This window comes from Microthrixaceae bacterium (assembly GCA_016702505.1).
Lineage (GTDB): Bacteria > Actinomycetota > Acidimicrobiia > Acidimicrobiales > Iamiaceae > Aquihabitans.
This window is the reverse complement of sequence record JADJDU010000003.1, coordinates 51,230-76,341: the sequence shown is the minus strand read 5'-3', so window position 1 is coordinate 76,341 and position 25,112 is coordinate 51,230. Positions and strand designations below refer to the sequence as shown.

Annotated in this window: 21 protein-coding genes and 2 pseudogenes; 19 read left to right on the top strand and 4 right to left on the bottom strand. The window is 65.1% G+C overall.

Annotated features, from left to right (window positions below):
• Positions 1 to 74: 74 nt before the first annotated feature.
• From IPG97_03475 to IPG97_03450, 6 genes and pseudogenes are all read left to right on the top strand, one after another.
• A pseudogene (locus IPG97_03475) lies at positions 75 to 616 on the top strand (molybdopterin-dependent oxidoreductase).
• Between the two features lie 177 nt (positions 617 to 793).
• A complete protein-coding gene (locus tag IPG97_03470) occupies positions 794 to 1,846 on the top strand; it encodes an IS110 family transposase (GenBank protein ID MBK6855631.1) in 1,053 nt (350 codons plus the stop codon).
• 169 nt (positions 1,847 to 2,015) lie between these two features.
• Complete coding sequence (locus IPG97_03465; protein ID MBK6855630.1) at positions 2,016 to 2,762, top strand: transposase; 747 nt, start codon at positions 2,016 to 2,018, stop codon at positions 2,760 to 2,762.
• A 36-nt stretch (positions 2,763 to 2,798) separates the two neighbouring features.
• A complete protein-coding gene (locus tag IPG97_03460) occupies positions 2,799 to 3,398 on the top strand; it encodes an RHS repeat protein (GenBank protein ID MBK6855629.1) in 600 nt (199 codons plus the stop codon).
• Complete coding sequence (locus IPG97_03455) at positions 3,382 to 4,407, top strand: RHS repeat protein (protein ID MBK6855628.1); 1,026 nt, start codon at positions 3,382 to 3,384, stop codon at positions 4,405 to 4,407. The genes IPG97_03460 and IPG97_03455 overlap by 17 nt, the downstream gene beginning before the upstream one ends.
• On the top strand, positions 4,404 to 7,295 hold the full coding sequence (locus tag IPG97_03450) for a hypothetical protein (protein ID MBK6855627.1): 2,892 nt from the start codon (positions 4,404 to 4,406) through the stop codon (positions 7,293 to 7,295). Before IPG97_03455 ends, IPG97_03450 begins: the two co-directional genes overlap by 4 nt.
• Before the next feature lie 434 nt (positions 7,296 to 7,729).
• On the opposite strand, the pseudogene IPG97_03445 reads toward IPG97_03450, so the two are convergent.
• Positions 7,730 to 7,945 (bottom strand): annotated as a pseudogene (locus IPG97_03445) (transposase).
• 258 nt (positions 7,946 to 8,203) lie between these two features.
• Between IPG97_03445 and IPG97_03440 the strand changes: the two are divergent.
• Complete coding sequence (locus IPG97_03440) at positions 8,204 to 9,397, top strand: IS110 family transposase (protein ID MBK6855626.1); 1,194 nt, start codon at positions 8,204 to 8,206, stop codon at positions 9,395 to 9,397.
• On the opposite strand, the gene IPG97_03435 is transcribed toward IPG97_03440, so the two are convergent.
• Positions 9,291 to 10,493, bottom strand: a complete 1,203-nt coding sequence (locus tag IPG97_03435) for an IS256 family transposase (GenBank protein MBK6855625.1) — start codon at positions 10,491 to 10,493, stop codon at positions 9,291 to 9,293. The two genes, IPG97_03440 and IPG97_03435, sit on opposite strands and share 107 nt — an antisense overlap.
• A gap of 622 nt (positions 10,494 to 11,115) precedes the next feature.
• On the opposite strand from IPG97_03435, the gene IPG97_03430 reads away from it, so the two are divergent.
• Positions 11,116 to 11,556 (top strand): hypothetical protein, encoded by a 441-nt coding sequence (locus IPG97_03430; GenBank protein MBK6855624.1) that lies wholly within the window; start codon positions 11,116 to 11,118, stop codon positions 11,554 to 11,556.
• A 227-nt stretch (positions 11,557 to 11,783) separates the two neighbouring features.
• Complete coding sequence (locus IPG97_03425) at positions 11,784 to 13,562, top strand: MFS transporter (protein MBK6855623.1); 1,779 nt, start codon at positions 11,784 to 11,786, stop codon at positions 13,560 to 13,562.
• A 46-nt stretch (positions 13,563 to 13,608) separates the two neighbouring features.
• On the opposite strand, the gene IPG97_03420 is transcribed toward IPG97_03425, so the two are convergent.
• Positions 13,609 to 14,799 carry a zinc-dependent metalloprotease gene (locus tag IPG97_03420; GenBank protein ID MBK6855622.1) on the bottom strand — a complete coding sequence of 397 codons (1,191 nt, stop codon included), beginning with the start codon at positions 14,797 to 14,799 and terminating at the stop codon, positions 13,609 to 13,611.
• Positions 14,800 to 14,823: 24 nt separating this feature from the next.
• Here IPG97_03420 and IPG97_03415 point away from each other — a divergent pair, with 24 nt between their 5' ends.
• Both IPG97_03415 and IPG97_03410 read left to right on the top strand, forming a co-directional pair.
• Positions 14,824 to 15,195 (top strand): NAD-dependent epimerase/dehydratase family protein, encoded by a 372-nt coding sequence (locus IPG97_03415; GenBank protein MBK6855621.1) that lies wholly within the window; start codon positions 14,824 to 14,826, stop codon positions 15,193 to 15,195.
• A complete protein-coding gene (locus tag IPG97_03410; GenBank protein MBK6855620.1) occupies positions 15,195 to 15,911 on the top strand; it encodes an NAD-dependent epimerase/dehydratase family protein in 717 nt (238 codons plus the stop codon). The genes IPG97_03415 and IPG97_03410 overlap by 1 nt, the downstream gene beginning before the upstream one ends.
• 92 nt (positions 15,912 to 16,003) lie before the next feature.
• On the opposite strand, the gene IPG97_03405 is transcribed toward IPG97_03410, so the two are convergent.
• On the bottom strand, positions 16,004 to 16,786 hold the full coding sequence (locus tag IPG97_03405) for a PDZ domain-containing protein (protein ID MBK6855619.1): 783 nt from the start codon (positions 16,784 to 16,786) through the stop codon (positions 16,004 to 16,006).
• Between the two features lie 77 nt (positions 16,787 to 16,863).
• Here IPG97_03405 and IPG97_03400 point away from each other — a divergent pair, with 77 nt between their 5' ends.
• From IPG97_03400 to IPG97_03365, 8 genes are all read left to right on the top strand, one after another.
• On the top strand, positions 16,864 to 17,403 hold the full coding sequence (locus IPG97_03400; GenBank protein ID MBK6855618.1) for a molybdenum cofactor biosynthesis protein MoaE: 540 nt from the start codon (positions 16,864 to 16,866) through the stop codon (positions 17,401 to 17,403).
• A gap of 233 nt (positions 17,404 to 17,636) precedes the next feature.
• Positions 17,637 to 18,638, top strand: coding sequence for a rod shape-determining protein (locus tag IPG97_03395; protein ID MBK6855617.1), 1,002 nt, complete (start codon positions 17,637 to 17,639; stop codon positions 18,636 to 18,638).
• Positions 18,639 to 18,798: 160 nt separating this feature from the next.
• Positions 18,799 to 19,560 (top strand): ABC transporter ATP-binding protein, encoded by a 762-nt coding sequence (locus IPG97_03390; GenBank protein ID MBK6855616.1) that lies wholly within the window; start codon positions 18,799 to 18,801, stop codon positions 19,558 to 19,560.
• Positions 19,557 to 20,267 (top strand): ABC transporter ATP-binding protein, encoded by a 711-nt coding sequence (locus IPG97_03385; GenBank protein MBK6855615.1) that lies wholly within the window; start codon positions 19,557 to 19,559, stop codon positions 20,265 to 20,267. The genes IPG97_03390 and IPG97_03385 overlap by 4 nt, the downstream gene beginning before the upstream one ends.
• Entirely contained in the window at positions 20,267 to 21,154 is an 888-nt protein-coding gene (locus tag IPG97_03380; protein ID MBK6855614.1) for a branched-chain amino acid ABC transporter permease, read from the top strand. The genes IPG97_03385 and IPG97_03380 overlap by 1 nt, the downstream gene beginning before the upstream one ends.
• On the top strand, positions 21,154 to 22,179 hold the full coding sequence (locus IPG97_03375; protein MBK6855613.1) for a branched-chain amino acid ABC transporter permease: 1,026 nt from the start codon (positions 21,154 to 21,156) through the stop codon (positions 22,177 to 22,179). The genes IPG97_03380 and IPG97_03375 overlap by 1 nt, the downstream gene beginning before the upstream one ends.
• A gap of 40 nt (positions 22,180 to 22,219) precedes the next feature.
• Positions 22,220 to 23,581, top strand: coding sequence for an ABC transporter substrate-binding protein (locus tag IPG97_03370; GenBank protein MBK6855612.1), 1,362 nt, complete (start codon positions 22,220 to 22,222; stop codon positions 23,579 to 23,581).
• Between the two features lie 114 nt (positions 23,582 to 23,695).
• Positions 23,696 to 25,108, top strand: a complete 1,413-nt coding sequence (locus tag IPG97_03365; protein MBK6855611.1) for an ABC transporter substrate-binding protein — start codon at positions 23,696 to 23,698, stop codon at positions 25,106 to 25,108.
• Positions 25,109 to 25,112 lie beyond the last annotated feature (4 nt).

Here is a 25,112-nt window from a genome sequence, read left to right as displayed (position 1 = left end):
AGCCCCTTCGGTGAGGTGGTGAGTGCCCCGGTCATCATGGCTGGACGTCGCGCACCGGCCGCTGGAACTCGTCGATCCCCGACGGGCCGAGTTGGGTCTATGACCGAATCGTGGAGGGCATCAACCGCGGTGAGATCCGGGCCCTGTGGATCGTGGCCACCAACACCGCTCATTCTTGGATCAACCAGGACGATGTTCGTGATCTGCTCGACAAGCTCGACTTCTTGGTGGTGCAGGATCTCTACACCACCACCGAGACCGCGGAGCGGGCCGACCTGGTGTTGCCGGCCGCGGGTTGGGCCGAGAAGGAGGGCACGTTCATCAACCTCGAGCGTCGGCTGGGTCTGGTGAAGCGGGTGGCCCGCGCCCCGGCCAGGCGTTGGCCGACTTCTGGATCTTCCGGGCCGTGGCCGACGCCTGGGGGTGCGGCCCTCTGTTCTCGCGTTGGACCGATCCCGAGTCGGTGTTCGCGATCCTTCAGGAGTTGAGCGCCGGTCAGCCTTGTGACATCACCGGGGTGCGGGGCTACGAGGAGATCGGCTGTGATCATCTGGGGGCCGGTTCTGGTGCCGGTGAGGATGGTGCTGGTGCGCCACGTGACCCACAGATTGGCTGACCTGCTTCGGTGGTGTCTTCGTCGAGATTCGTCCGTGACGCGCCAGCACCGACCTGCCATCCGCAGCTGGCCTGATCAGGAGCTTGTCCCCGCGAGGGTGACCCATCACAGTCCTGCCGCAGCGGTTCTCACCAGGTCGGCGCTGACACATCCAGCGAACCACGGAGGACCCTCCTCATGCTCAGCGAACTTGTCGATCACGTGATCGGCGTTGACCCGGACCGTGACAGGATCACCGTCGCTGTCGTCGATGCCAAGACCCAGGGCGAGCTCGGACGCGCCGAGTTCCCCACGACCCCAGCCGGCTACGCGAGCGCCATCGACTGGGCGGATGCGCACAGCACCGCGGGGAGGAGGGCCTGGTCGGTCGAAGGAGCCGACAGCTACGGCTCCGGGCTTACCCAAGCACTCGAGGCGGCAGCCGAGTGGGCCATCGAGTTCGATCAGCCCAGCACCCGGCCCACCAAGGACGGAGCCAAGTCCGATGGGCTCGACGCAGTCCGCGCCGCAAGAGAAGTACTCGGTCGGCGCCACTGGTCCACACCACGATCTCGGGGTGCCCGTGAAGGCCTGCGAGCGCTGCTGGTTGCCAAAAGCGGCGCGCAGCTAGCGCGCACCGCTGCGATCAACGAGCTCAAGGCACTCGTGCTGACGGCACCGCTCGTGCTCCGCGAGGAGCTGCGATCCCTCACCGTGATCAAGCTCACTCAGCGGTGCGCTCGGTTCCGGCCCGACCGCGACGGCGACCCCGAACTCTTCGGCACGAAGACGGCTATGCGGGCCCTCGCACAGCGGATCCAGCACCTCACCACCCAGGCCGCCGAGCTCGAGGCCGACATGAAGTCACTCGTCGAAGCGATCGCGCCGCAGCTTCTCGATGAGGTCGGCGTGGGTGTGATCCTCGCGTCGCAGGTCATCGTGTCGTGGTCACATCCGGGCCGCTGCCGCAGCGAGGCGGCGTTCGCCCGACTCGCTGGCGTCGCGCCGATCGAGGCGACCTCGGGCCAGACCCAGGACCGGCACCGACTCAACCGAGGAGGCGATCGACAACTCAACCGCGCACTCCACCAGGCCATCGGCATCCGCGCCCAATACGACGACGCCACCAAGGCCTACATCGCCCGCCGCATCGCCGAAGGCAAGACCCGCCGAGAAGCCCGCCGATGCCTCAAGCGCTACTTCGCCCGCCGCCTCTACCGCCTTCTTGAGAACCCTCCCAGCAGCACTTGACAGAGATAGGAGCATCTGTGACTGGCACACGATCAACGACGCCGTGATCGCGTATGGGACGCCGTTGGTGGAAGACCCCGACCGCATCGGTGAGGTCGAAGCGCTCGGACTCGATGAGACCCTGTTCAACCGGGTCGGGCGGTGGTGAACCCAGCAGTGGTCGACGTCGATCGTCGACGTCGGCGGCGGTCAGCTCCTCGACGTGATCCCGGGCCGATCCGCAGCCGGGGCCTGTGGGTGGCTCGATGCCAGGGACCCGGCCTGGCTTGATGGGATCGGGTACGCGGTGTTGGACCTGTCAGGGCCGTGGAGGCTCGCGTTCGACACGATGCTCCCCGCAGCCACCCAGATCGCGGACCCATTCCATGTGGTCAAGCTCGCCAACCAGCGCCTAGACGAGGTCCGGCGACGAGTCCAGAACGCGACGCTGGGTCACCGGGGCCGCAAAACCGACCCCTTGTATCGGTCCCGGCGCCTGTTGACCATGGCCGACGAACGTCTCAGCGCCGACAGCCGAACCAAGCTGATGGGCCTTCTCGACGCAGGTGACCCCAATGGTGAGGTCCGCTCCGCGTGGAACGCGAAGGAGGTAGTGCGCATGATCTATGAGCACCACGACCCTGACCTGGCCCTCGAGTTCGTGACCCGCCTCGGAGCTGACATGCAATACGACGATTGCCCACCAGAGATCCGCCAGCTCGGCCGCACGATCACCAAGTGGCGACACCAGATAGCGGCGTGGCACGGCGCCTACTTCTCCAACGGCCCAGCCGAAGGAGCGAACAACCTGATCAAGGTCGTCAAGCGCATCGCTTTCGGGTTCAAATCCTTCCGGAACTACCGGATCCGCACCCTGCTCTACGCCGGCCAACCCAATTGGGACCTGCTAGCCCACATCACCCCGACTCCCCCGTGAAATCCGAAGCACCGGTTTGATGCGTCGGGGCGTCTGGTGGGGTTAGGTGACCAGTTCGGTAACGAGACCACGTTGTCTTATGGGTCGGGCGGGCAGGTTGAGTTCATGGAGGACGAGGCGGGGCGGCGTCTTGTTTTCGAGTGGGACGGTGCCCGGTTGGATTCGGTGGCCGATGATCCGTTGGTTGGAGATCGGTCGATCCAGTTCGGGTATGACCCGGCTGGCAATTTGACGTCTTTCACCGATGTTGGTGAGGGGGTGTGGTCGTTTGGTTATGACGGTGACCATCGGGTGATCCGGGTGCGTAAACCTGGTCGTCAGCCTGCTGGGCCGGAGGTGGTGAACTCCTATGACCATCAGGGCCGTCTGCACACCCAGACTGATGAGGCCGGTTCGGTGACGAGGTTTGATTTCTTTACGCCGGGTCCGGGGTCGACGGTGGTGACGTTTCCGTCGGGGCGTCAACGTATCGACCACTACGACACCGCTGGGGTGTGTACGGGCCGCACGATGGCACCGGGCACCGCGTTGGAGGAGGAGGTTGGCTATGTGCGTGATCCGGTGACGTTGGCGTTGGAGCAGGTCACCAGCCCGGCTGGGGTGGTGGTGTTCGAGAACGATGCGTGGGAACCGTGAGATGGCCCGTGACGCGTCGGGTCGGGTGACTCGCTGGACCTACAACTTGTTTGATCAGGTGACGTCGGTGTCGGTGGGTGAGACCGCGGCCCCGTTGCCGCCCTCGACTGCGAATGTGGTGACCTCGACGGTTGCCTATAACGCTGATGGGATGCCCGAGACGGTGGTCGACGCGGTGGGCACGCTTGATGAGGCGTCCACGACGTTGGTGTATGACCCGGTGCGTCGGGATGATCTGGTGGAGGTGATCGACGGTCGTAGCCAGCACTGGGCGTATTCCTATGATCCCGGAACTGGGGACATGGTGTCGGTGACGGACCCGTTGGGGAACAAGACGTCGATGGGCTATGACCCGATCGGGCGTTTGGAGTGGGTGGTGGCCCCGAAAGGCAATCTGGTGGGCGCTGACCCTGACCTGTGGAAAACCAGGTTGGTGTCTGATGAGTTTGGGCGGGTGATCGAGGAGACCGATCCGTTGGGGAACCGGGTGAAGACCGGTTACGACCTGAACGGGAACATGAACCGGGTGGAGACCGGTTTGTCAGCTGCGGTCACCACAGGCGATGTCACGACCTATGGGTATGACGTGGTGGATCGTCTCGAGGTGGTCGATCCGCCCGGTCCGGGGGCGCGGACCTACGAGTATGACCCTGACGGACGCCGAACCAGGTTCGTGAACGAACTGAACGGCCAATGGGTCTATGGCTGCGACGGGCTTGGCCGCATCGAGTCGGTGACCGACCCGGTCAACGCGACCACGGGCTACACGTGGAACAGCGAGGGTCGTTTGGGGTCGGTGACCCAGCCTGGCGGCAACTGCGCTTCCTCACCCAAGACCGGCTGTGTCACCTACGCATATGACTTGGCGGGCCGTCCGACCGGTGTCGATTACGCCGATCCGGCCACACCCGATGTGGAGGGGATCGTCTATGACCAGGTTGGTCGCCGTACCCACGCGTCGCGGGTGGTGATACTGAGATGTGGGTCTGGGATGGCCGGTCGAGGTTGAAGTCCCACACCGATGTGAATGGTCGTTCCACGGGTTATGGCTGGGATGACATGTCGAACCTGACCTCGATCTCCTACCCCGGCCAGTCCACAGCGGTGACCAGAGAATTTGATGATGCGGGACGGTTGGAGTCGGTAACGGATTGGACCGGGCGGCTGACCACGTTCGGCTATGACGAGAACAGCAACTGGTCCGAAACGGTGTTCCCGGTGTCGTCACAGAACCGTGACGTCTACAGCTTTGACCGGGCTGATCGGATGGTCGGTGTGTCTTGGAACCGCGGTTCCACGGTGCTGGGCAGCCTCTCCTATGGGCCCCGCGATTTGAAGGGCCAGGTCACCACCGTCACCGGCACCGGCGCGGTCACTGGCCAGAACCAGTCGTGGTCCTATGACGATCAGGATCGCCTCACTTCGACTGGGACGGAGGGGTTCGGGTTTGATGCGGCCACGAATCTGGTCGACGCGGATGGGGTGTTGCAGGTGTTCGACCCCGCGCAACGGCTGTGTTGGACATCGCAAACCGCCGAGGGCGGTGATTGTGGGACCCCACCGGCTGATGCGACCACCTATGGTTATGACGCCCGAGGGAACCGGACCTCGATGACGTATCCGTCGGGTACGACCGCAACGTATGGGTTTGATGCCGAGAACCGCATGACCACAGCGGTGTTGCCGACGACGTGGCAAGACGACACCGCCCGCCAATACGTACCCGTCCCCGCCACCCGCATCGTCGATACGACGACGGGTGCTGGGACTTGTGATGGTGCCCCGTGCGCGAGGATCGCCGCTGATGACCCTGTTGCGGTGAAGGTCGCCGGTGTGGGTGGTGTGCCGGCGTCGGGGGTGACGGCGGTGGTGGTGTCGATCATCGCGTCAGGCACAACTGGTGATGGCTGGTTGGAGGTGAACCCCGCTGGTGACGCCGCTGCGGGCACGCTCCCGCTCAATGCTGGGCAGACCTCGGCTCAGACCGTGACGGCGAAACTGGCTGGGAACGGGACGATCACCTTGGCTAGTGGGGTGGGGGTGGATGTGTCGGTTGATGTGGTCGGGTATTTCCGGGCGCCGTCCCCGTGGGTGCCGGCCTTGAACTACTGGCCGGTCACCCCCGCAGTCACTGCCGAATCCACGTCGGGGACCGGGGTGTGTGATGGTTCGCCGTGTGGAACGCTCCCTGCGGGTGAAACCGACGTCGCTACGGCCGGTAGAGGCGGGATCCCAGCCACGGGCGTGAGCGCCGTCACGGTGTCGATCCTGGCCCAAAACGCCAATGGTGGGCAGGTGCGTGTCGCCCCGTCGGGGGATGCGGCTGCGGGTGAGTTGGTGTGGGAAACAGGCAGTGTCGGTGCTGCGGGTGTGTTCACGGTTCCGTTGAACCCTGACGGGACCATCACGCTCCACGCCGCCGGCCTGACCAATATCAGGGTGGCGGTGACGGGGTATTGGAAGATTCCCACCGGAAACGACACCGGTCTCGGCCTGGATCTGCTCGACGCCCCCACCCGCCTAGTGGACACGACCAACGGCACCGGCATCTGTGACGCCAGCCCGTGTGACACGCTCCAGTCGAACACGCCGGTCGAAGTTGCTGTCACGGGGCAGGGCGGGTTGTCGGGTGAGATCATGGCGGTCATGGTTTCGGTCACCGCTATCGACCCGACCGGCACCGGCGTCCTCGGTGTTGGGACAACCGAAGCCGACTTGGGTGGAGGGATCGTGGTGTTCGATCCCGCCCAACACGCATCGGCCACCATGATCATCCCGCTCACCGGCACCGGGACGTTCACGATCGGATCCTGGACCGAGACTGATGTGGCGGTCGATGTGATCGGCGTGTTCCGGGCGCCGACTAGGACGTGGCGTTACGAATACGACACCACCGGCATGCGAACCGCCAAACAACTCGACAACACCAGCGGTACAGGTGTGGAGTGGCGTAAAGAACACACCTGGACCGCCAGCGGCGGCTTGCCGTTGCTGCTAGCGGAGCATCAAGGCGCCCAGAGTGCGTATGTGATTTACGGGCCGGGCGGGACACCGATCTATCAGATCAACACCACCGGCGAAGTCCAATACCTGCACCAAGACCACCAAGGCTCCACCCGGCTCACCACCAACGCCAACGGCACCACCCGAAACACCATCACCTACAACGCCCACGGTGAAATCACAGCCAACACAAACTGGTGGCTCGAACAACCCCTAGCCGGATACACCGGCCAATACCACGACCCAGAAACCGGCTACATCTACCTAAGAGCCCGCCACTACGACCCCACAACCGGCCAATTCACAACCCAAGACCCACTAGTGGCGATGACCGAGGAACCATACGGATATGTAGGCGGCAACCCAATGAACCGATTCGACCCAAGTGGACTTTGCGGGTTCCTGGGTGACGGGCCGTGCACGCCAACTGGAATAATAGAGGAAACCACAGGACTCGAAGTCGACTGCGCCCTTGGGAAGAATAACGATGGATCGTGCACTGGGGCCGAATGGGTTAGAGAGAATGCTGATATGATCGGATCGACAGCCGGTGGCTTGGGGTTGACGTGTGCATTGGCAGGCGCATCCGGCGCCATTACTGGCTGGGGGGTGGCGGTGGCCGGTGCCTGTGCCGGCGTTGCCACGACCGCTTCTATGGCAGCAACTATTGCAAAAGTAGTTGTGTATTGTGGAACCGACCCGTCATCATCCGCTTGTCATCAGGCGGCGGCGCTGGGCGCAGTTGCGACGATCCTCGATCGGCTGGGTGTTCGAGCGCTCGCAGCGGCAGGCGACGATATTCTTCGGTTCTTTATTGGCACGGCATCGAAACTTGCTGGGTATGTAGTCGATAGTCACGGCTACCGCCTTTTTGGTTTTGTAGACTGTGGCTAGCGGTCGTGGCGTCGTTTGCTCTGTCATGCTGTACTTACGCAATTACGGGTTTGCATTGCCCGTTCTCAGCCTAGAGACCTGCGCAATGTCATACTGTAGGGTTGCAGAACTCGTCACTGGCGGAGTTCTAATCGGTTCTTTGGTGCTGCTAACGGCAATCGGTCTTGGCGTGCTGTTGACCTCAAAAGCTGAAATGCGTGGGTCGCCGCGGGAGGTTCTTAGGCGATGTGCTAAATCTGGATCCGGGTACTTCTTCCTTATCATGGCCAGGCGGTACCTGTACCGTCTGCGGTGGCTATTAGGCGGAGTTGCGATCGGGTCTATATTCATACTGTCGCAAATCCGATGTCAATCGGGGTGGGCGTAGTATGATTCAGGGTATCCTCACAGGGGTCTGTCCGATTCTGTGTGTAAACGGTCGTGGCGTTCATTGGTTAGAGATGGTTGGTGATGCGTTCACCGTAGTGAACGCTGAGCGTGTTCAAGATGTGCTTCCAGCCGTTGATCCGGCCGGTGAGGTTCTCGCGGTTCGGTCGCCGTCGGGTGGCGACCAGGTACAAGACCTTGAGGGCCGCTTGTTCGGTCGGGAAGTGCCCGCGGTGGCGGACCGCCCGCCGGAACCGGGCGTTGAGCGACTCGATGGCGTTGGTATCGGGTATGAAATCTGGGACGCCACGAGCGCTGCCTTCTGATGGGCCCTAGGTTCTGGGTGGTCGGGTTCGGGGCGTTCAGGAGGAACAGCTAGGGCAGGCCGATCTATACCTTGAGCTGCGAGCTCGCGTTAGTACTTGGCCGCCCCTGCGACTGGCCCGACTGCGCTGCGAGCGCGAATCCGTTTCTGTCGTGTCCGCCCGGTGGTTCCTCAATTCCTGTATTGAGAGGAGTATCACATGGCGCGTTGCATCGGTATGGATGTGCATCGGTCCTTTGCCCAGATCGCGGTCGTCGAGGACGGCTTGGTTCGCGACGAGGGCCGGATCGGGGTGCGGCCGCAGGACCTGCGAGAGTGGGCTGAGTCGTTCTTGCGACCCGACGATGAGGTCGCGTTGGAAGCGACGACGAACTCGGATGCGATCGCGGTGATGTTGCGCGAGTCCGCTGGTCGGGTCGTGGTGTCGAACCCTCGCAAGACTCGGGCGATTGCTGAAGCGAAGGTCAAGACAGACAAGGTCGACGCCCGGATCCTTGCTCAGCTTCTCGCTGCGGACTTCTTGCCTGAGACTTGGGTGGCTGATGATCAGACTCGTCGCCGGCGCCGTCTGGTTGCTCGAAGGGTGCACCTGGTTAAGCAGCGCACCCGGTTGAAGAACCAGGTGCATGGGATCTTGTCGCGCAATCTGGTCCCGACGTGTCCGCACGCGGACCTCTTCGGCGGGGTTGGTCGGCGGTGGTTGGCCACCCAGGTGTTGCCTGATGACGAGCAGCGATCGGTCGACGCCCTGTTGCGTCAGATCGACTTTCATGGTGACGAGCTCGCCGAGGTAGAACGCGACATCGCTGTCGACGCTATCGATGACACGGTGATCGCCCGGTTGATGACCGTGCCGGGCATCAACGTCACTGTGGCTATGTCGATCGTGGCGGCGGTGGGTGACTTTTCACGGTTCGAGTCCCCGGATCGGCTCGTGTCCTATCTCGGGCTGAACCCCAAGGTCTCCCAGTCCGGTGATTCGCCCGCAAAGTACGGGCGAATCACCAAAGCCGGTCGCTCACAGGCCAGGGGGATGATGGTCGAGGCGGCGTTCTCCGCGTCGAGAGCCCCCGGACCTCTCCGGGCGTTCTATAGCCGAGTGAAGGACCGTCGAGGGTTCCAAGTCGCGACCGTGGCGACCGCCCGCAAGATGACCGTTCTGTGCTGGCACCTAGTCACCAAAGGCGACGACTACGCGTTTGCTCGGCCGAGCCTCGTCGCGCACAAGCGCCGCAGCCTCGAGCTTGCCGCTGGCGCCACGCCGCATCCCGGCCCGGTCGCTGGGCCATCGCGGGACTACCACGTCAAGCAGCTACGAGACGCTGAGAAGGCCCTCGTCGAACAGGAGGAACGGGCCTACGAGGTCCTCGTCGCTCACTGGCAACCCCAAAAGCCCCAGCCTCGAGTTTGACGATTTCATCCGTGGTGTACACGATCTGGCGGAGCTCGACTGGAAACTCCAGAAACGGCACGAACTCGCCCCAGGCGTTCTCCCACGACGCGATCATCGCCGGGTAGGTGTCTCGCCACCGCTCGGCGAACTCGTCGAACGCTGCCTCGGCGGCTGGGACGGTCGGGGCGGTGTAGATCGCTCGCATCTGGCGGGTGATGGCGGGCCAGTGCTTGCGGCTGGCGTAGCGCAAGCTGTTACGCACGAGGTGCACCACACAAAGCTGGACATCAACGAGAGGCCAAGAGGCTTTGGCCGCGTCGGGGAGGCCTTTGAGGCCGTCACAGCACAGGACCAGCACGTCAGCGACGCCACGGTTGCGGAGCTCGGTCATCACGCCGAGCCAGAACTTGGATGACTCGCCACCGGTTGGCCCGACCCACAGGCCCAGAATGTCGCGTTCGCCTTCCATGGTGATGCCCATCACCACATAGACGACCCGGGTCGTGACCGACCCGTCGCGGATCTTGATGCGGATCCCGTCCACCAACAGCACCGGGTAGATGGCGTCGAGCGGGCGGGACTGCCACGCTTCGAGATCTCCCAGCACGGCGTCGGTGATCCTCGAGATCATCGACCGGTCCAGGTCCTGGTCATAGACGTCGTGGAGGTGAGCGGTGATGTCACCGGTGGTGAGGCCCTTCGCGTAAAGCGAGATCACCATCTGATCTAGGCCGGTCAGGCGGCGCTGCCCAACCGGGACCGTCACAGGTTCGAAGGTTCCGTTGCGGTCCCTGGGCACCTTCAAGTCCACGTCACCGACCTCGGTTCGCACGGTCTTGGGGTAGTAGCCGTTACGGGAGTTGCCTGATCCTCTACCCTCGACCGCGTGAGGCTCATAGCCCAGATGGTCAGTGATCTCGGCTTCCAACGCGGTCTGCAACACCTCGCGGACCAGCCCGGTCAACAGGCCACCGTCGCCGGTCAACGCGACCCCATTGGCCCTGGCCTCCTCGACGAGACGGCCAGCCGCTGCCGACACCAGCGCGTCAGGCGGCAACACCAAGGTGCCGGTCACACCCTCAGCACTGGCCGGCGTGTTCTTCGATGTAGCCATAGAAACGATCCTTCCCGGCCCGCAGCACCACGCCGCGGACCATCAGGACCACCCCCGGTTACACACACGCCTCCACAGTCCCCAACCCAGCGAATGGGATTGATCCAAGCGGGCTTTGCAGCGGGTCAGCGGGAGGTCGCTCTGGGAAAAATGATGGGAAATGTGGGTCCTTTGAAAGGTTGCGACGGGCGCTGTTTGGCGACCGCGGAATCCGGGAGGGAAGATTTACAAAAACAGGACCGGGAGGCGTCCTCATTCGGTATATGTGGGGAATGATCCATCAAGACGGAGATTTGGGTCACATAGAGGCATATGAAAATGAGAAGCGAGCGCTTCGTAGCGCAGTCAAGGACTTTCGGGCAGATGATGATTGTTCGGACGGTCCGCCCTTCTCAACGTACCTTCTGAATATCGGGGAGGCCTTGATGGAGTCTGATTACCCCGCGCCGGGGCAGATTATCAGACGAGAGATCCGGAACAGCTTTTGGGACATTCCGGTATCAGATGTCTTGGAGGGGGCGGCTTGGGCCGCCGGTATTGCAGCCTTGATGTTTCTCACGGCAGAGGAAGGTCTAATTGGGGCATAATTTCGACTCCAACTCAACATCGAAAGAGGTATCTTATGTCCTACGCTCATGGCGGGCAGCGTCAGGTAGATGATCTAATTACCAATGCCGCAGTAGACTACCTGATCGCCGTCGCTCTGGATGTCAGCGTGTACCGGCATATGTTGCCGATAGGAGCTGACCTTGCTGCCGAGATCCGGGACCGTGGTGAGGGGGCTGATTGGGTGTACGATGTTGCCTGGAGTAAGTATGCATTGTGTGATGACTCATTTCAAGAAAATCTACTTTACGCAATGATGGAAAACATCAAGACCCGGAAGGACCATTTAGGTACGTTATTCCCTGGATGTATCTCTTGTATCGCCTCGGTGCAGTTTGCCCGGCTCATCACAACACATCGAACACCATCCAAAGTTATTCGGTCTATTGTGAATAAAGCGCTGCTGGATCCAGTCTATGACCTGTTATGGCATCAATATTTGGTAAGCGGTGAGTGAGCGGCGTCTGGGTCGCGAGCCCACGGGGCATGCCGCTGATTGAGCCGGGGATGGGACGGTGGAGGCGTGTGTGTATCCGGGGGTGGGCAGGATCCAGGATCTCATGCGCGGTGTGGCGTAGGAACGCCGTCAACGCTGGGTGGTGATCTGACGTTTGGCTCAGTCTGGGTCTGGTCGGCCCTCTGGGTGGGGGGCGGAGTGTCGGTTGGCCTCTCTACCATGGGTCTGTGACGGATCGCAGTAGCTCCAGCGTGGTGGGGCCAGCCACGGCGGCCGGGCAGGCTGCGTTCACCGTCACGCCCTTCGCTCGGCTGGCCCGGGCTCACGTGGCCGGCACCGTCGGCGATGCCATGGTCGCCGCCGCCTTCGCCGGGTCGCTGTTCTTCTCGCTGCCGGCCTCGGACGCCCGGTGGCCGGTGCTGCGCTACCTGCTCATCACCATGTTGCCGTTTGCGGTGCTGTCACCGTTGATCGGTCCCTTGATCGACCGGCTCCGTGGCGGTCACCGCTTCGTGGTGGTCGGCGCCGCTCTGGTGCGGGCCTTGTTGTGCTACCTGCTCATCTCTCAGATCGAAGAGGCCGGAACCGGGTTCTTCCTGCTGGCCCTGTGTGTGCTGGTCGGCCAGAAGGCCTACCAGTTGGCCCGTAGCGCCCTGGTTCCCACCGTGGTTCGCAGCGACCGCGAACTGGTCGAGGCCAACTCCAAGCTGTCTCTGCTCAGCGGGTTGTCGAGCTTCGCCAGGGCCGGGCCTGCGGCCCTCGTGGTCAAGTTCTTCGGGCCCGAGTGGGCCGTTGCCATGGCACTGGTCACCTACCTGGTGGCCGCGGTGCTGGCGGCCCAGATACCACCGGCCCAGGTGGCGTCGTCGGCCCCCGACGAGATGGAGCGCAGCGAACTGCGCGGCGCGGGGATCGTCATGGCCGGGTCGGCCATGGGTTTGCTGCGGGCCTGTGTCGGGTTTCTCACCTTGCTGGTCGCCTTCGACTTCCGGGGAGACCGTGGAACGTGGCAGCTCGGCGTGGTGGCCGGGGCCTCGGTGCTCAGCCAACTCGGCGGGGCCGCCGCCGCCCCCCACATCCGTGCCCACACCAGCGAAGAGAACCTGCTCACCGGGGCATTGGCTCTGGTGGTCATCGGTGGGGTCATGGCCCTGGTGATCGGCGACGTGGCCGGGGCCGCGCTGCTCGGCGCCAGCGTCGGCTTCTCCGCGGCGCTGGGCAAGCTGGCTTTCGACTCGATTCTGCAAAGAGACGCCCCCGACGCCAACCGGGGCCGGGCCTTCGCCCGCTTCGAGACCCGCTTCCAGATCATGTGGGTCCTCGGCGCCCTGATCCCGGTTTGGCTCACCATGAAGCTCGACATCGGGTTCGGGGTGGTGGAAGGGCTGGCCCTGATCGGTTTGGCCACCTACGCGGTGGGTCGTCTTGCTCTGGCCCATCGCAGCGGAGCCCGTCAGACCCCGGCCACCGCGGCGGCGGCCGCCATCGAAGAACGGTTCAGCGACGTATCCGGCGAAGTTCGGGACCGTCTCACCAGCGCACCCCGCGCCGCGCTACGCCGGGTCCGGCCCGGGAGCCGCGGCAGCGGGGAGGTCGACGACCCCGACAGCTACGCCACGTCGAATGACTACTACGAGTACCCAGGACAGAACGGCTACGACGACGGGTACGACGAGCTCGATGACGAGCTCGATCAGGCCGTCTTCCTAGACGACGAGCGGGACCAGCCCGGCGACTGGGACGGTGACGGGGTCGCCGAAGCTGACCCGGCCAACGCCGGCTACTCCGGGAACCCAGGCCAACCCAGCACCACCACCGGTGCCGGGTCGGTGGACGAGGACCCCGAGCTGGGAGACGACCCCGACACCTGGCCCGAACCCCAATGGGCCGACGGCTCCGAATACCCGTGGGAACCCCCCACCGAACGCGTCGAACCTTCCGACGCCTACCTGGCCGACGTGCCCACCTCGGTCAACAACCCCTATCCCTGGTCGCCAGACCGCTGACCTGGATGCCGTGGTTGCCACGGCGTTTCTGAACCTGGGCGGGCGGTCAGAGGTCGATGCGGGCCAGCCACAACCCGGGGGCAACCAATTCGTTGGGGGTGGGCAGCACCTCGGCCGACGACCACAGCCGTTCCAGCCCGTCGGCGCCGGCCCGCTCCACCACACCGTCCACAAAGGCTCGGCCCCGGTCGAAGTGGTCCTGGGTCAGGTCGAGGCCGAGGAGCCGGGTCACGAATCGGTCGCTGGAGGATGCCTCCACCCGGCGACGGGCCATGGCCTCGGTGATCTGAGGGTAGGACCCGATGAGGCGGCTCCCGACCGAATCCATGACGTGGTCGACATAGCCCGCCACCGCGGCCACCAGGGTCTGGAGCCGGGGCTGGATCTCTTGTTGGCGTTGCGAACGGACCGCGCCCAACAACACGTCTGGGTCACCCAACAGCTCTTGGAACTGGGCCATGGGGTCGCTGCCGGGCTCCACTCCCAAGTCGGCGAACCGTGAACCCAACGAGTCAGGGTCGGATTCGAACGCCCCGGCGTAATCGGTGAGCAAACCGGTCAAGGCCTGGTGGACGTGGGGTAGGCCGAGCACGGTGTGGTGGGTGATCTGGTGCAGGCAGATCCACAGGCGCAGATCATCTCCGTCCATGGACCAGTCGTTAGCGAAAGGTTCGATGTTGGCGGGAATGACCGCCACCTCGTCTGAGGGAGGGCGAGGAACCGGCAGGTCGAACGAACCGAAGGACCGGGTGGCCAGGTGGCCGACCAGAGAACCCGCGGTCATGCCCAACAGCATGGGGCTCAACAGTCCCATGATCTGACCGAACCAGGCTTCGGCGGGGTCGGCGCCGCTGGGCTCGACCTCGCTGGCGTCGGTGCCGGTTTCCGTCGGTGGGTGCAGGGCGGCGGCCATGGCTTCGACCAGAGGTCGGTACACGTCGAGGGTGGACATCACCCACTGGGTGCGGGTCACCGGGGTGACCGTGATCGACTGCCCGGTGGTCGACGTGGACAACCCTGTGGCCGCTGCCACTTGGAGGTCTGCGACCCGGGCGAGCTGTTCGAAACGGATGCGTTCCAACGGGTCGATGTTGGGTTCGCTGTCTCCGCCGGTGGCGATGGACAGGGCCAACTGGCGGGCACCGTCCCACTGGACCGGACCCTGGTTGCCGAGCATTCGCAACATGTCGCCGAAGAACGGCATGCCCTCGAAGGGGTTTTGGTCGTCGGAACCCATAGGTGCAGCGTAGGACGGTTGGACGTGGAGGCCACCCGCGGGTGGCGGGCCGGGGTCCGGGCCGGGCATGCTCACCAGATGACACGTGTGGTGGTCACCGGAGGGGCTGGACGGTTGGGGGCGCGGGTGGTGCGACTGTTGACGTCGCGTGACGACGCCCTCGAGGTGATCGGTGTCGACCTGGTGTCTTGCAACCCCGGTGGCGTGAACCACCAGATCGACCTGCTGACCGCCGATCTCGACGACGTGTTCGCCGGGGCCGACTCGGTGTTGCACCTGGCTTCGGTGTTCGGTGCGGCCATCGAAGGTCCCGAGATAGACACCGCCGTCGAGGTGGCGGTCACCCGGCGGGTGCTGGACGCCGCGGGCGGGCCGGGGTCGACCACATCGTGGTGATGTCGAGTGCCACCGTCTACGGGCCGTGGGCCAACAACCCGGTTCCCCTCACCGAGGAAGCCCCGCTGCGTCCTCACCCCGATCTGGCGCTAGCCGTCCAGAAGGCCGAGATCGAGCGGATGGTGGGCGAATGGTCGGCAGATCATCCGGGGGCGATTGCGGCCCTGTTGCGGCCCGTCACCGTGGTGGCAGACGGGGTTGGTGGTTGGCTGGCCAAGGCGCTGCACGCGTCGGCTGCATTGCCGGCCAACGAGGAGACCCCGATCCAGTACCTCCACATAGACGACCTGGCCTCGGCGGTGGTGGCGGTGTGGGCCGCCTTGGTGGACGGCCCGGTGAACGTTGCGCCCGACGGATGGCTCACACCCACCGAACGCCGGGCGCTCGACCCGGTGCCCAAGGTGCGGCTTCCCGAGTCGGTGGCGCTGGGGGTGGCCGACTGGCGTTGGCGTCTGCGCTTGGCTCCCACCGCTCCTGGGGTGTTGGCCTACGCCCGTCACCCGTGGGTCGTGGCCAACGATCGTCTCACCGCCACCGGGTGGACCGCATCCAACAGCAACGAAGAGGCCTATGTGGCCGGTCATCAGGCCCGGGCCATCGAGACCATCAGCCCTCAGCGTCGCCAGGAACTGGCGTTGGGGGTGGTGGCGGCCACCGTGGCCGCCGCCGGTGCCGGAGTGGCGGCGCTGATCCGCAACCGTCGCCATTCTTCCTGAACGGGCCAGCCCCACTCGCCCGGACGACACGGCGGGCATGGTCGTTCGAACCTCTGATCTCCTTGGGTTGGCCGACTTGCTCGGCCGATGCGCTATCCGAGGGTGATGACCACCTCGGTGGATGCGGTGCCATGCGATTGGGTGGAGGTCTTCACCACCACCACGTCACCAGAGTGGGTGGCTTTCAGGGCGGTGGTGAGATCGCCGGCGCTGGTTACGGGAGCCTGGCCGATGGCGGTGATCGTCTGGCCGACGGCGAGGCCGGCGCTGGCCGCTGGCCCGGACGGATCGACGGCCATCACGAGCGCCCCGTCGGGGGCCCCGTCGCCGTCGAGGTCGGCGTCGCCGATCGAGACGCCGAGTCTCCCGCCAGGGTCGTGGCCTCCGACCGGGCTGGAGTCCGTCGACGGCACGCTAACCGTGGGGATCGCGGCGGTCGTCGGGGCCGTCATCGTGGACGGTGTGGCTGACGTGGGCGCGGTGGTGGTCAGCAGCGAAGCGGGATGAACAAGGGGCCGCGCCAACGGCTGGGCGGCACGAGCGGCGGGAACCGGGGTCGTGGTGGTTTGCGGCACGATCGAAGCGGTGACGCCGCCCAGTGGTGAACGGCGTTGACCATCGGGCAGGGGCTGGGCCAACCAGATGACCCCGACCGACACCAACAACCCGGCCAGTACAGCTCCGACCAGGGCACCGCGGGTTGATGTCCTGGGCGCGATCGGGTGGCCACCGCCCAGGCTGTGATCGAGCCCGAAGCCGTTGGCCGAATCGCTGCCCGCCGTCCCCAGCTCGGAGGGGTGGCGCCAAATCCGGTCGCCTGGGGCCGGCACCCCCGTCGGGGCCTGGTCCCATTGATCGTCAGGCTCCTCGGGCATCGCTGAAACGTTATCGACGGACAAGTCCGGGTTTGCCGCGGGCGGGCCTTCGAGGGTGGCGACCTACGATGGGTCCCATGTCTGTCGGCTCGTCGTCGTGGCTGTCGCCCCCTGCTGGTCGTGACTGGATCGCCTGTAGCCCTTCAGATCTCGATGCCGGTGCGGCCGGGGCATGGGTGGTGCTGCCATCGTGCGGTGCGGCGGTCACTTTCACCGGTACCGTCCGAGACCACGCCGGAACCAGAACCGGCATAGAGATGCTGGAGTACGAGGCCTACGAGGAGTATGTGGTTCCAGCGCTGGAACGGGTGGCGAACCAGGTTCGCCAAGTGGTGCCGGACCTGGGCCGGGTGGTGCTGTGGCATCGCACCGGTGAGTTGGCGGTCACCGATGTGGCGGTGGTGGTGGCGGTGTCGAGCCCTCACCGGGACGAGGCTTTCACGGCAGCGCGCTGGGCCATCGACGAACTGAAGGCCACCACTCCCATCTGGAAGCGAGAGCATTGGCCTGGGGGTGCCGAGTGGGTGCGATGCGACCACGGCCACACCATCGCATCGCCCGAACGGGTTGACCTGGAATCGGTCACCGTAGGTTCCATGGAGTCGACCACGGCGTGAAGATCCTCGTCTACATCTTGATCCCTGCCCTGGTCGTTGCCGTCGTGGCCGTGATCAGTTGGGTTCGGAACCGTCAACCCACCTCGATGGAAGCAGGGCTCGACTCGTTCCGGCGGGAGATGAGGGCGTTGTCACCCGAGGCGGCCCCCAGCTTCCGTCACCGCGAAGAACCAGGCAGTGACGGGCGCCCCGGTCCCCTCGTCCGCCCCGCCCACCGGGAACGGCGTCCTGAGATGGCGCGCGACCTCGCCATAGACCTGGGTACGGCCAACACCTTGGTCTACGCCAAAGGCCAGGGCATCGTCCTCAACGAACCTTCGGTGATCGCTCTCAACCAGCAGACCGGAGACGTGCTGGCCATGGGTCAGGAGGCATGGCAGATGATCGGCCGGACGCCCGGCTCGATCGTGGCCGTGCGGCCGCTGCGCCAGGGTGCCATCACCGATTTCGAGGTGACCCAACGAATGATCCGCCTGCTGTTGCAGCGGGCCGGGGTGTCTCGGTTCAACCGGCCCCGTGTGGTCATCTGCGTGCCGTCGGCCATCACCGAGGTGGAACGGCGAGCGGTTATCGAGGCGGCCCGCCGAGCCGGAGCCGCCGACGCCCAACTGATCGAGCAGCCCATGGCTGCGGCGCTGGGCGCCTACCTGCCGGTGAACGAACCCATCGCCAACATGGTGATCGACGTCGGTGGTGGGACATCGGAGACGGCACTCATAAGCCTCGGTGGCGTGGTGGCACTGCGGGCGGTGCGCGTTGGTTCCTTCGACATCGACGCCGCAATCCAGACCTTCATCCGCCGGGAGTACGGCATCGCCGTGGGCGAGCGCACCGCCGAGGAGATCAAGGTGGCCATCGGCTCGGCGTGGCCGGTGCAAGACGGGGTGAAGGCCGAGGTCCGCGGCCGAGACCTGATGAGCGGCCTGCCCAAGACCGTGATCCTTTCGCCCGAAGAGGTTAGGGAGGCCATAGCCGAACCGGTGTCGGCCATGGTGGCCTCGGTGATCTCGTGCTTGGGAGAAGCCCCGCCCGAACTGGCTCACGACTTGATCCTGAGGGGCATGCACCTGGTCGGAGGGGGCGGAATGCTCAAGGGTTTGGCCAAGCGCATCGCCGAAGAGACCGCCATCCCGGTCACCCTGGTGGATGCGCCCCTGGAATGCGTGGTCATGGGCGCTGGCCGCTGCATCGAGCACTACGACGAGCTCCGAGTCATGTTCATGGGCGCCCGCTAGAACAGACCCACGCGGCGCCCCGATGTGGTGATATCTGACGGATCATCAGGTGGCACGAGAGGACACATGGGCTCTCGGCAAACTGGGTTTGGCTAGGGTGACGCCATCACGGCTCGCTGATTCGGGAGCGGGCCGGCCCGATCGGTAGAGGACCTAGGCGTTGGCATTGCTCGAGGTGAGTGAGATCGAGGTGCGGTTCGGCGGCATCGTGGCCCTCGACGGCCTGAGCTTCAACGTCGATCAGGGCCAGATCTGTGCGCTCATCGGTCCCAACGGCGCCGGCAAGACCACGCTGTTCAACTGCGTCAGCCGTCTCTACGAACCTTTCTCGGGCAAGATCACCTTCGACGGCCAGGATCTGTTGGCCATGCCGCCCCATGGAATCGCCCGGGTGGGAGTGGCCCGCACCTTCCAGAACCTGGCGTTGTTCCCGGCCTTGTCGGTGGTGGAGAACGTGATGGTGGGCGCCCACACCCACGGCCATGTCGGGTTCGGCCGCGGGTTGCTCCACCTTGGTGTCGCCAAGGAGGAGAAGCGCCTTCGAACCGAATGCACCGCCATCTTGGAGCGACTGTCGCTTGGGCACCTGTCCAACCGGCCCGCCGTCGGTTTGCCCTTCGGTACCCTCAAGCGCATCGAGTTCGCTCGGGCGTTGGCCGCTCGACCCAAGCTTCTGTTGCTCGACGAACCAGCCAACGGTCTCACCCACGGCGAGGTCGACGAACTAGGCGACACCATTCGTGAGATCCGAGACCAGTTCGACCTCACCGTGCTCCTCGTCGAACACCACATGAGCATGGTCATGGCCATCTCAGATCTGGTGGTGGTCATGGAGTTCGGCCGCAAGATCGCCGATGGCCCGCCGAATGAGGTTCGCAACGACCCCAAGGTGATCGAGGCCTACCTGGGAGCCCCGGCATGAGCCTGCTCGAACTGCGGGGCCTGGGCGGGGGTTACGGCCAGGTCGATGTCCTGCGAGACTTGAACCTCACCGTCGACGAAGGCGAGGTGGTGGTGATCCTCGGCGCCAACGGCGCCGGCAAGACCACCACCCTGCGAGCCATCTCGGGGATGCTCGACAACGTGAGCGGCCAGGTGTTCTTCGATTCCTCGGCCATCACCAACAAGCCCGCACAGGTCATCGCCCGAGCCGGGATCTCCCACGTCCCCCAAGGACGTGGCACCTTCGGCGATCTCTCGGTGGAAGAGAACCTGCGTCTCGGCGCCATCAACCGCCGAGACGGTGGCATAGACGCCGACCTGGACCGCTGGTTCGAGATGTTCCCCCGCCTGGCCGAGCGCCGCACCCAGGCGGCCGGGTCGATGTCGGGCGGCGAACAACAGATGTTGGCCATCGCCCGGGCCCTGATGGCCCGGCCTCGGATCCTGCTGCTCGACGAGCCTTCGCTGGGTCTGGCTCCCCTCATCACCAAAGAGGTGTTCGAACGCCTCGGTGAGATCAACAAACAGGACGGTCTGGCCATGTTGGTGGTCGAACAGAACGCCAGCCTGGCGCTGGCCATCGCCGATAGGGGCTGCGTGCTCGAGACCGGGTCCATCGTGGCCTCGGGTCCGGCCAGCCAGCTCATGGCCGACGAAACCGTCCGCAAGGCGTACCTGGGGTTCTGATGGAGCTGTTCATCGATCAGGTCCTCAACGGCATCGGCCGAGGCGCGGTGTACGCCTCGGTCGGACTGGCCCTGGTGATCATCTACCGCACCACCGGCCTGTTGAACTTCGCCCAGGGCGAGATGGCCTTGTTCTCCACCTTCGTCACTTGGTGGTTGACCGACCAGGGGGTGGGCATCGTGCCCGCCATCATCGGGTCGGTCGTGTTCTCGGTGATCGCCGGGGCCGCCATAGAACGGTTGTTGATCAGACCGGTCGAGTCGGCACACAGCCCGCTCAACGTGGTGATCGTCACCCTGGGCATGTTCCTGGCCATCAACGCCCTGGCCCAGCTCATCTTCATCAAGCCCGGACAGGAAGCCCTCCAGATGCCCTCGCCGTTCCCGGAGGGCGAACTGATGGGAATCCGCAAGGAGACGATCGGGCTGGCCCTGGTCCTGGCGTTGGAATGCGTCTTGTTGTGGGTGTTGCTGCAACGCACCAAGCTCGGCCTGTCGCTGCGGGCCGTGGCCTCCAACCCTGAGAGTGCCCGTCTCGTCGGTATCAACACCGGCGTCATGTTGATGGTCGGGTGGGGCCTGGCCGCCGGCCTTGGCGCCATCGCTGGATCGTTGGTGGCCAGCCAATCCAGCGGGTTCGACACGTCTCTGATGCAACAGATCCTCGTCTACTCATTCGCCGGTGCCGCGCTGGGCGGCTTCGACAGCCCCATCGGAGCCGTCGTCGGCGGTCTCATCGTGGGCGTGGCCGAAGCGCTCACCTACCAGTACGGGCCAGACATCGGCCTGGCCGGAATTGAACTGGTGGTCCCGCTGGGGCTCATCTTGGTGGTGTTGCTGGTCAAGCCCAACGGCCTGTTCGGACGCACCATCGTGGAGCGGGTGTGATGGCGGCCCGGATCCCGTGGCTACGGGTGGCGGTGGGCGTGGTGGTGGCCGCGGTGGCCATCGGCCTGCCGTTCAACAACGAGGCCGAAACAGTCCAGGTCTTCTCCCAGGTCCTCTACCTGGCCATCGCGGCCATGGGGCTCAACCTGCTCACCGGGTACAACGGACAGGTCTCCATCGGTCATGGCGCCTTCTTCGGGGTGGGAGCGTTCACCTCGGCGATCCTGGTGGTCGACCACGGCTGGTACATCGAGGCGACCATCCCGGTGGCCGCGCTGGCCGCTGCGGCCCTAGGTGTGCTGGTCGGGTTCCCGGCCCTGCGAGTCAAGGGCCTGTACCTGGCGCTGGTCACCCTCGGTCTGGCTGTTCTGTTCCCGTCGGTGGTCAAGAAGTTCGTGGAGGGGCCCGGCGGCGTACCGCTGCTCCAGCCCAAGCGCAGCCAGGTCGCGTCGCTGATACCGGCGTTGGCCGACGACCAGTACCAGTACTTCGTGTGCCTCGGAATCATGGTCGTGCTGTTCGCGCTGGCCGCCAGCCTCGTCCGCAGCCGAGCCGGGAGGGCCATGATCGCGGTTCAAGACCAGGAGGTGGCGGCCTCCACCGTAAGCATCAACATGGCCCAGGTCAAGGTGGCCAGCTTTGCCATCTCTGCCGCGTACGCCGGTGTGGCTGGGTCGTTGTCGGTGTTGGTCAACCGGGTGGCCGACGGCTCCAACCCGCTCATCTACTTCCAATACTCGATCGAGTTCCTGATCGCCGTGGTCATCGGTGGTGCCGCCACCCTTACCGGGCCCTTCCTGGGTGCTGCGCTGCTGGTGACCATCCGTCGCCGGTTCGAAGGCACCGAAGCCATGGCGCCGGCCCTGCTCGGCGGGGCGTTGATCGCGGCCGTGTTCCTCATGCCCGACGGCATCGTCGGCCTGTACCGCCGGGTCTCGGCGAAGGTGCTGGCCCGCCGGTCGGGATCTCCCCAAGCGCCTGATCCGGCTGCCGACCCCGGCGTCGATCTGGCAAAGTCACACTGAACCCACCTGAACCGTCCCCCCCACCCCAGGAGCAAACCCGATGAGACGCACCCCCACCACCCGAGCACTGCTCGCGCTACTGGCCTTCAGCCTGATTGCGGCCGGATGCGGTGGTCGTGACGACGACAAGGCCAGCTCGGGCGGTGGTGGGGACAAGCCCACCGACACCTCCGGCGGCGAAACCGCCGACACCCTCATCGACACCGCCGACTGTCCCGACAACGGCACCGCCGGCATCAACGGCGACACCATCACCCTGGCGTCATCGTTCCCCCAGTCGGGCCTCACCGCCGCCTTCGCCCAGATCGCCAACGGCTACAACGCCTACTTCGCCAAGGTCAACTCCGAAGGCGGCGTGGAGATCGCTGGCAAGAAGTACAAGATCGAGGTCGAGGACAAAGACGACGAGTACAACGCGTCCAAGACAGTCCAGAACATCAACGAACTGGCCGGCACCGACGGTTCCAAGGCCTTCGCCATCTTCAACGTGGTCGGCACCGCCAACAACATCGCCATCCGAGAAGCCATGGGTGAGAACTGCGTGCCCAACGTGTTCGCCGCCACCGGCTCCCCGACGTGGGGCAACACCAACTACCCGTGGCTGATCGGGTCCACCTTGGCGCCGTACTCGCTCGAAGCCAAGGCGTTCGCTGACTACCTGGCAGCCGAGAAGCCCGATGCCACCGTGGCCATGCTGGTGCAAGACGACGACTTCGGGAAGGCCTACGAGGAGTCCTTCAAGATGGCCATCGAAGGCACCGACATCGAGGTGGTCGAGGTCGCCACCTACCCGGCGGGCGCCGGTGACGTCGGCTCACAGGTCACCAGCCTGGCCGCCACCAAGGCCGACGCCTTCTTCATGGGCGGCACCCTGCTGGCCTGCCCCAACGCCCTCGAGAAGGCCAAGGGCGCGGGCTGGTCGCCCATCACCTTCATCTCCGGAACCTGCATCTCCAAGACCCTGATGGGCCTGGCTGGCGCTAACGGAGACAAGGTGCTGGCCGCCACCAACACCATCGACCCCATGAACCCGGCCTACGCCGACGGCCCCCAGATGAAGGAGTACCTGGCCACCCTCGATGAGTTCGGCGCCGATGACGTCGACCCGGAGAACGGCATCGTGGCCTACGGCTACACCCAGGCGGCGATCATGGTCGAGGTGCTCCAAGGCCTCGACACCCTGGACCGGACTTCGTTCATGGAAGCCATGCACTCCATCGACGGCATCGAGGGTGCGGGCATGCTCATCGACGGCGTGAAGGTGCAGACCAGCGCCGACGATCCGTTCTTGGCCGAGTACCTACAGATGGTTCAGTACGACGCCGCTGCTGGCCACTTCAACAACGTGGGTGAGGTGTTGGACTTCGAAGGCAAGACCGCCGAGTTCACCCCGGGGACCTGATCAACAACTGATCGCTCCGCGGACCATCGGTCCCGGCCCGAAACTAGACAAGATGCCCCGGGGCTACCCCGGGGCATCTTCGCGTTCCCGACGACCTACCCTGGCCTCGTCGTCATGTCCATCCGTACCCTCGCCCCCGCCGTGATGGCTGCCGCCGTGCTGGTCGGATCCGTCTCGGGCTGTTCGGGCAAGACCGATGGTGCCGACGACCGCTCATCGGCAGCGTCGACGGTACCCCCAGGACCTCCAGCCGGCGAGGGTTGCCCATCGGGATCCGATGATGCCGGCCTGGACATCACGCGAGACGGTGAGAGAAGTGACGCTGGTGGCGGCGACCCTGGGGAGAGCCGAACGCTGACCCTGGTCGCCAGCCATCCGAGCGGGGGAGCGTTCGCTGCAAGGTCGGGGATCGTCACCGGCTACCAGGCCTATTTCGCGGCTCGAAACGCCGCCGGTGGGGTGGCCATCGGTGGCCAGAACTGGTCGATCGTGGTGAAGGCGAACAACGACGACGGAAGAGCAGCGCGCACCGCGGAGAACCTCGATACCGCCCTTGGTCCCGACGGGCTCGGCGCCTTCGGTGTGCTCGGGATCATCGGTACCGCCAACAACGCGGGGGTGGCGGGGACGCTGGCCGACAAATGCGTGCCCAACATCTTCCCCGTCACCTCGGCACTGGTCGGCGGTGTCGAAGAACCTTGGTCTGTCGGTGGGCCGGTGATCTCCGAGGCCACGGCCGCGGCAGCCGTGGTATCCCACCTGGTGATCTCCAGCCCCGGTGCCCGAATCGGTGTGCTGGCCTCCGCCGGTGAGGACGGTGACCGCATCGAAGACGCCTACAGGGCCGCAGTGGAGGGTACGTCGCTGAGCGTTGTGGCCGCTCAGCGGGTGCCGGTGGGTGTCGACACCGACACCTCGGCCGAGGTGGAACTGCTGGCCTGGTCCGGTGCCGACGTCATGGTCGATGGTGTCGACCTGTTGAGCTGTCCCGGGGCCATAGAGGCAGCCCGCCAGGTCGGGTGGTCCCCGGTGGTGGTCGCGGCCGGGGGATGTGCCTCGGCCCCGCTGGTGGGTCAGGCCGGTGACGCCGCCGAAGGGGTCCTGGCCGCCGCCAACCTTATGGACCCGTCAGATCCCGAGTTCGTCGACCATCCTCGGGTCCGGCGGTACCGAAGCGAAGTGGAGACATGGGCCAAGGACCTCGATAACCCCACGGCCAGCCCCGACGACCCCAACGTGGTGCTGGGTTGGACCATGGCCGACCTGTTCACCCGGGCTGTGGCCTCGGCCGGCTCGGTGAGTCGGTCTGCCTTGATGACGGCGCTGTCCTCTCTGGACGTCACCGACGCCGGACTGGCCTTCGAGGGAATCCGATTCCAGGCGACACCGACCGACCCCGTGGTGGCTCGTCAGGCCCGGGTGGTCAGGTTCGACTCGGTGTCGGCCACCTTCAGCCCTGTCACGCCGATCGTGTCGACTCCGACCCAACCATCGGGAACGTCGGGGCCGTCGGGACCGGGTGGGTGAGCTG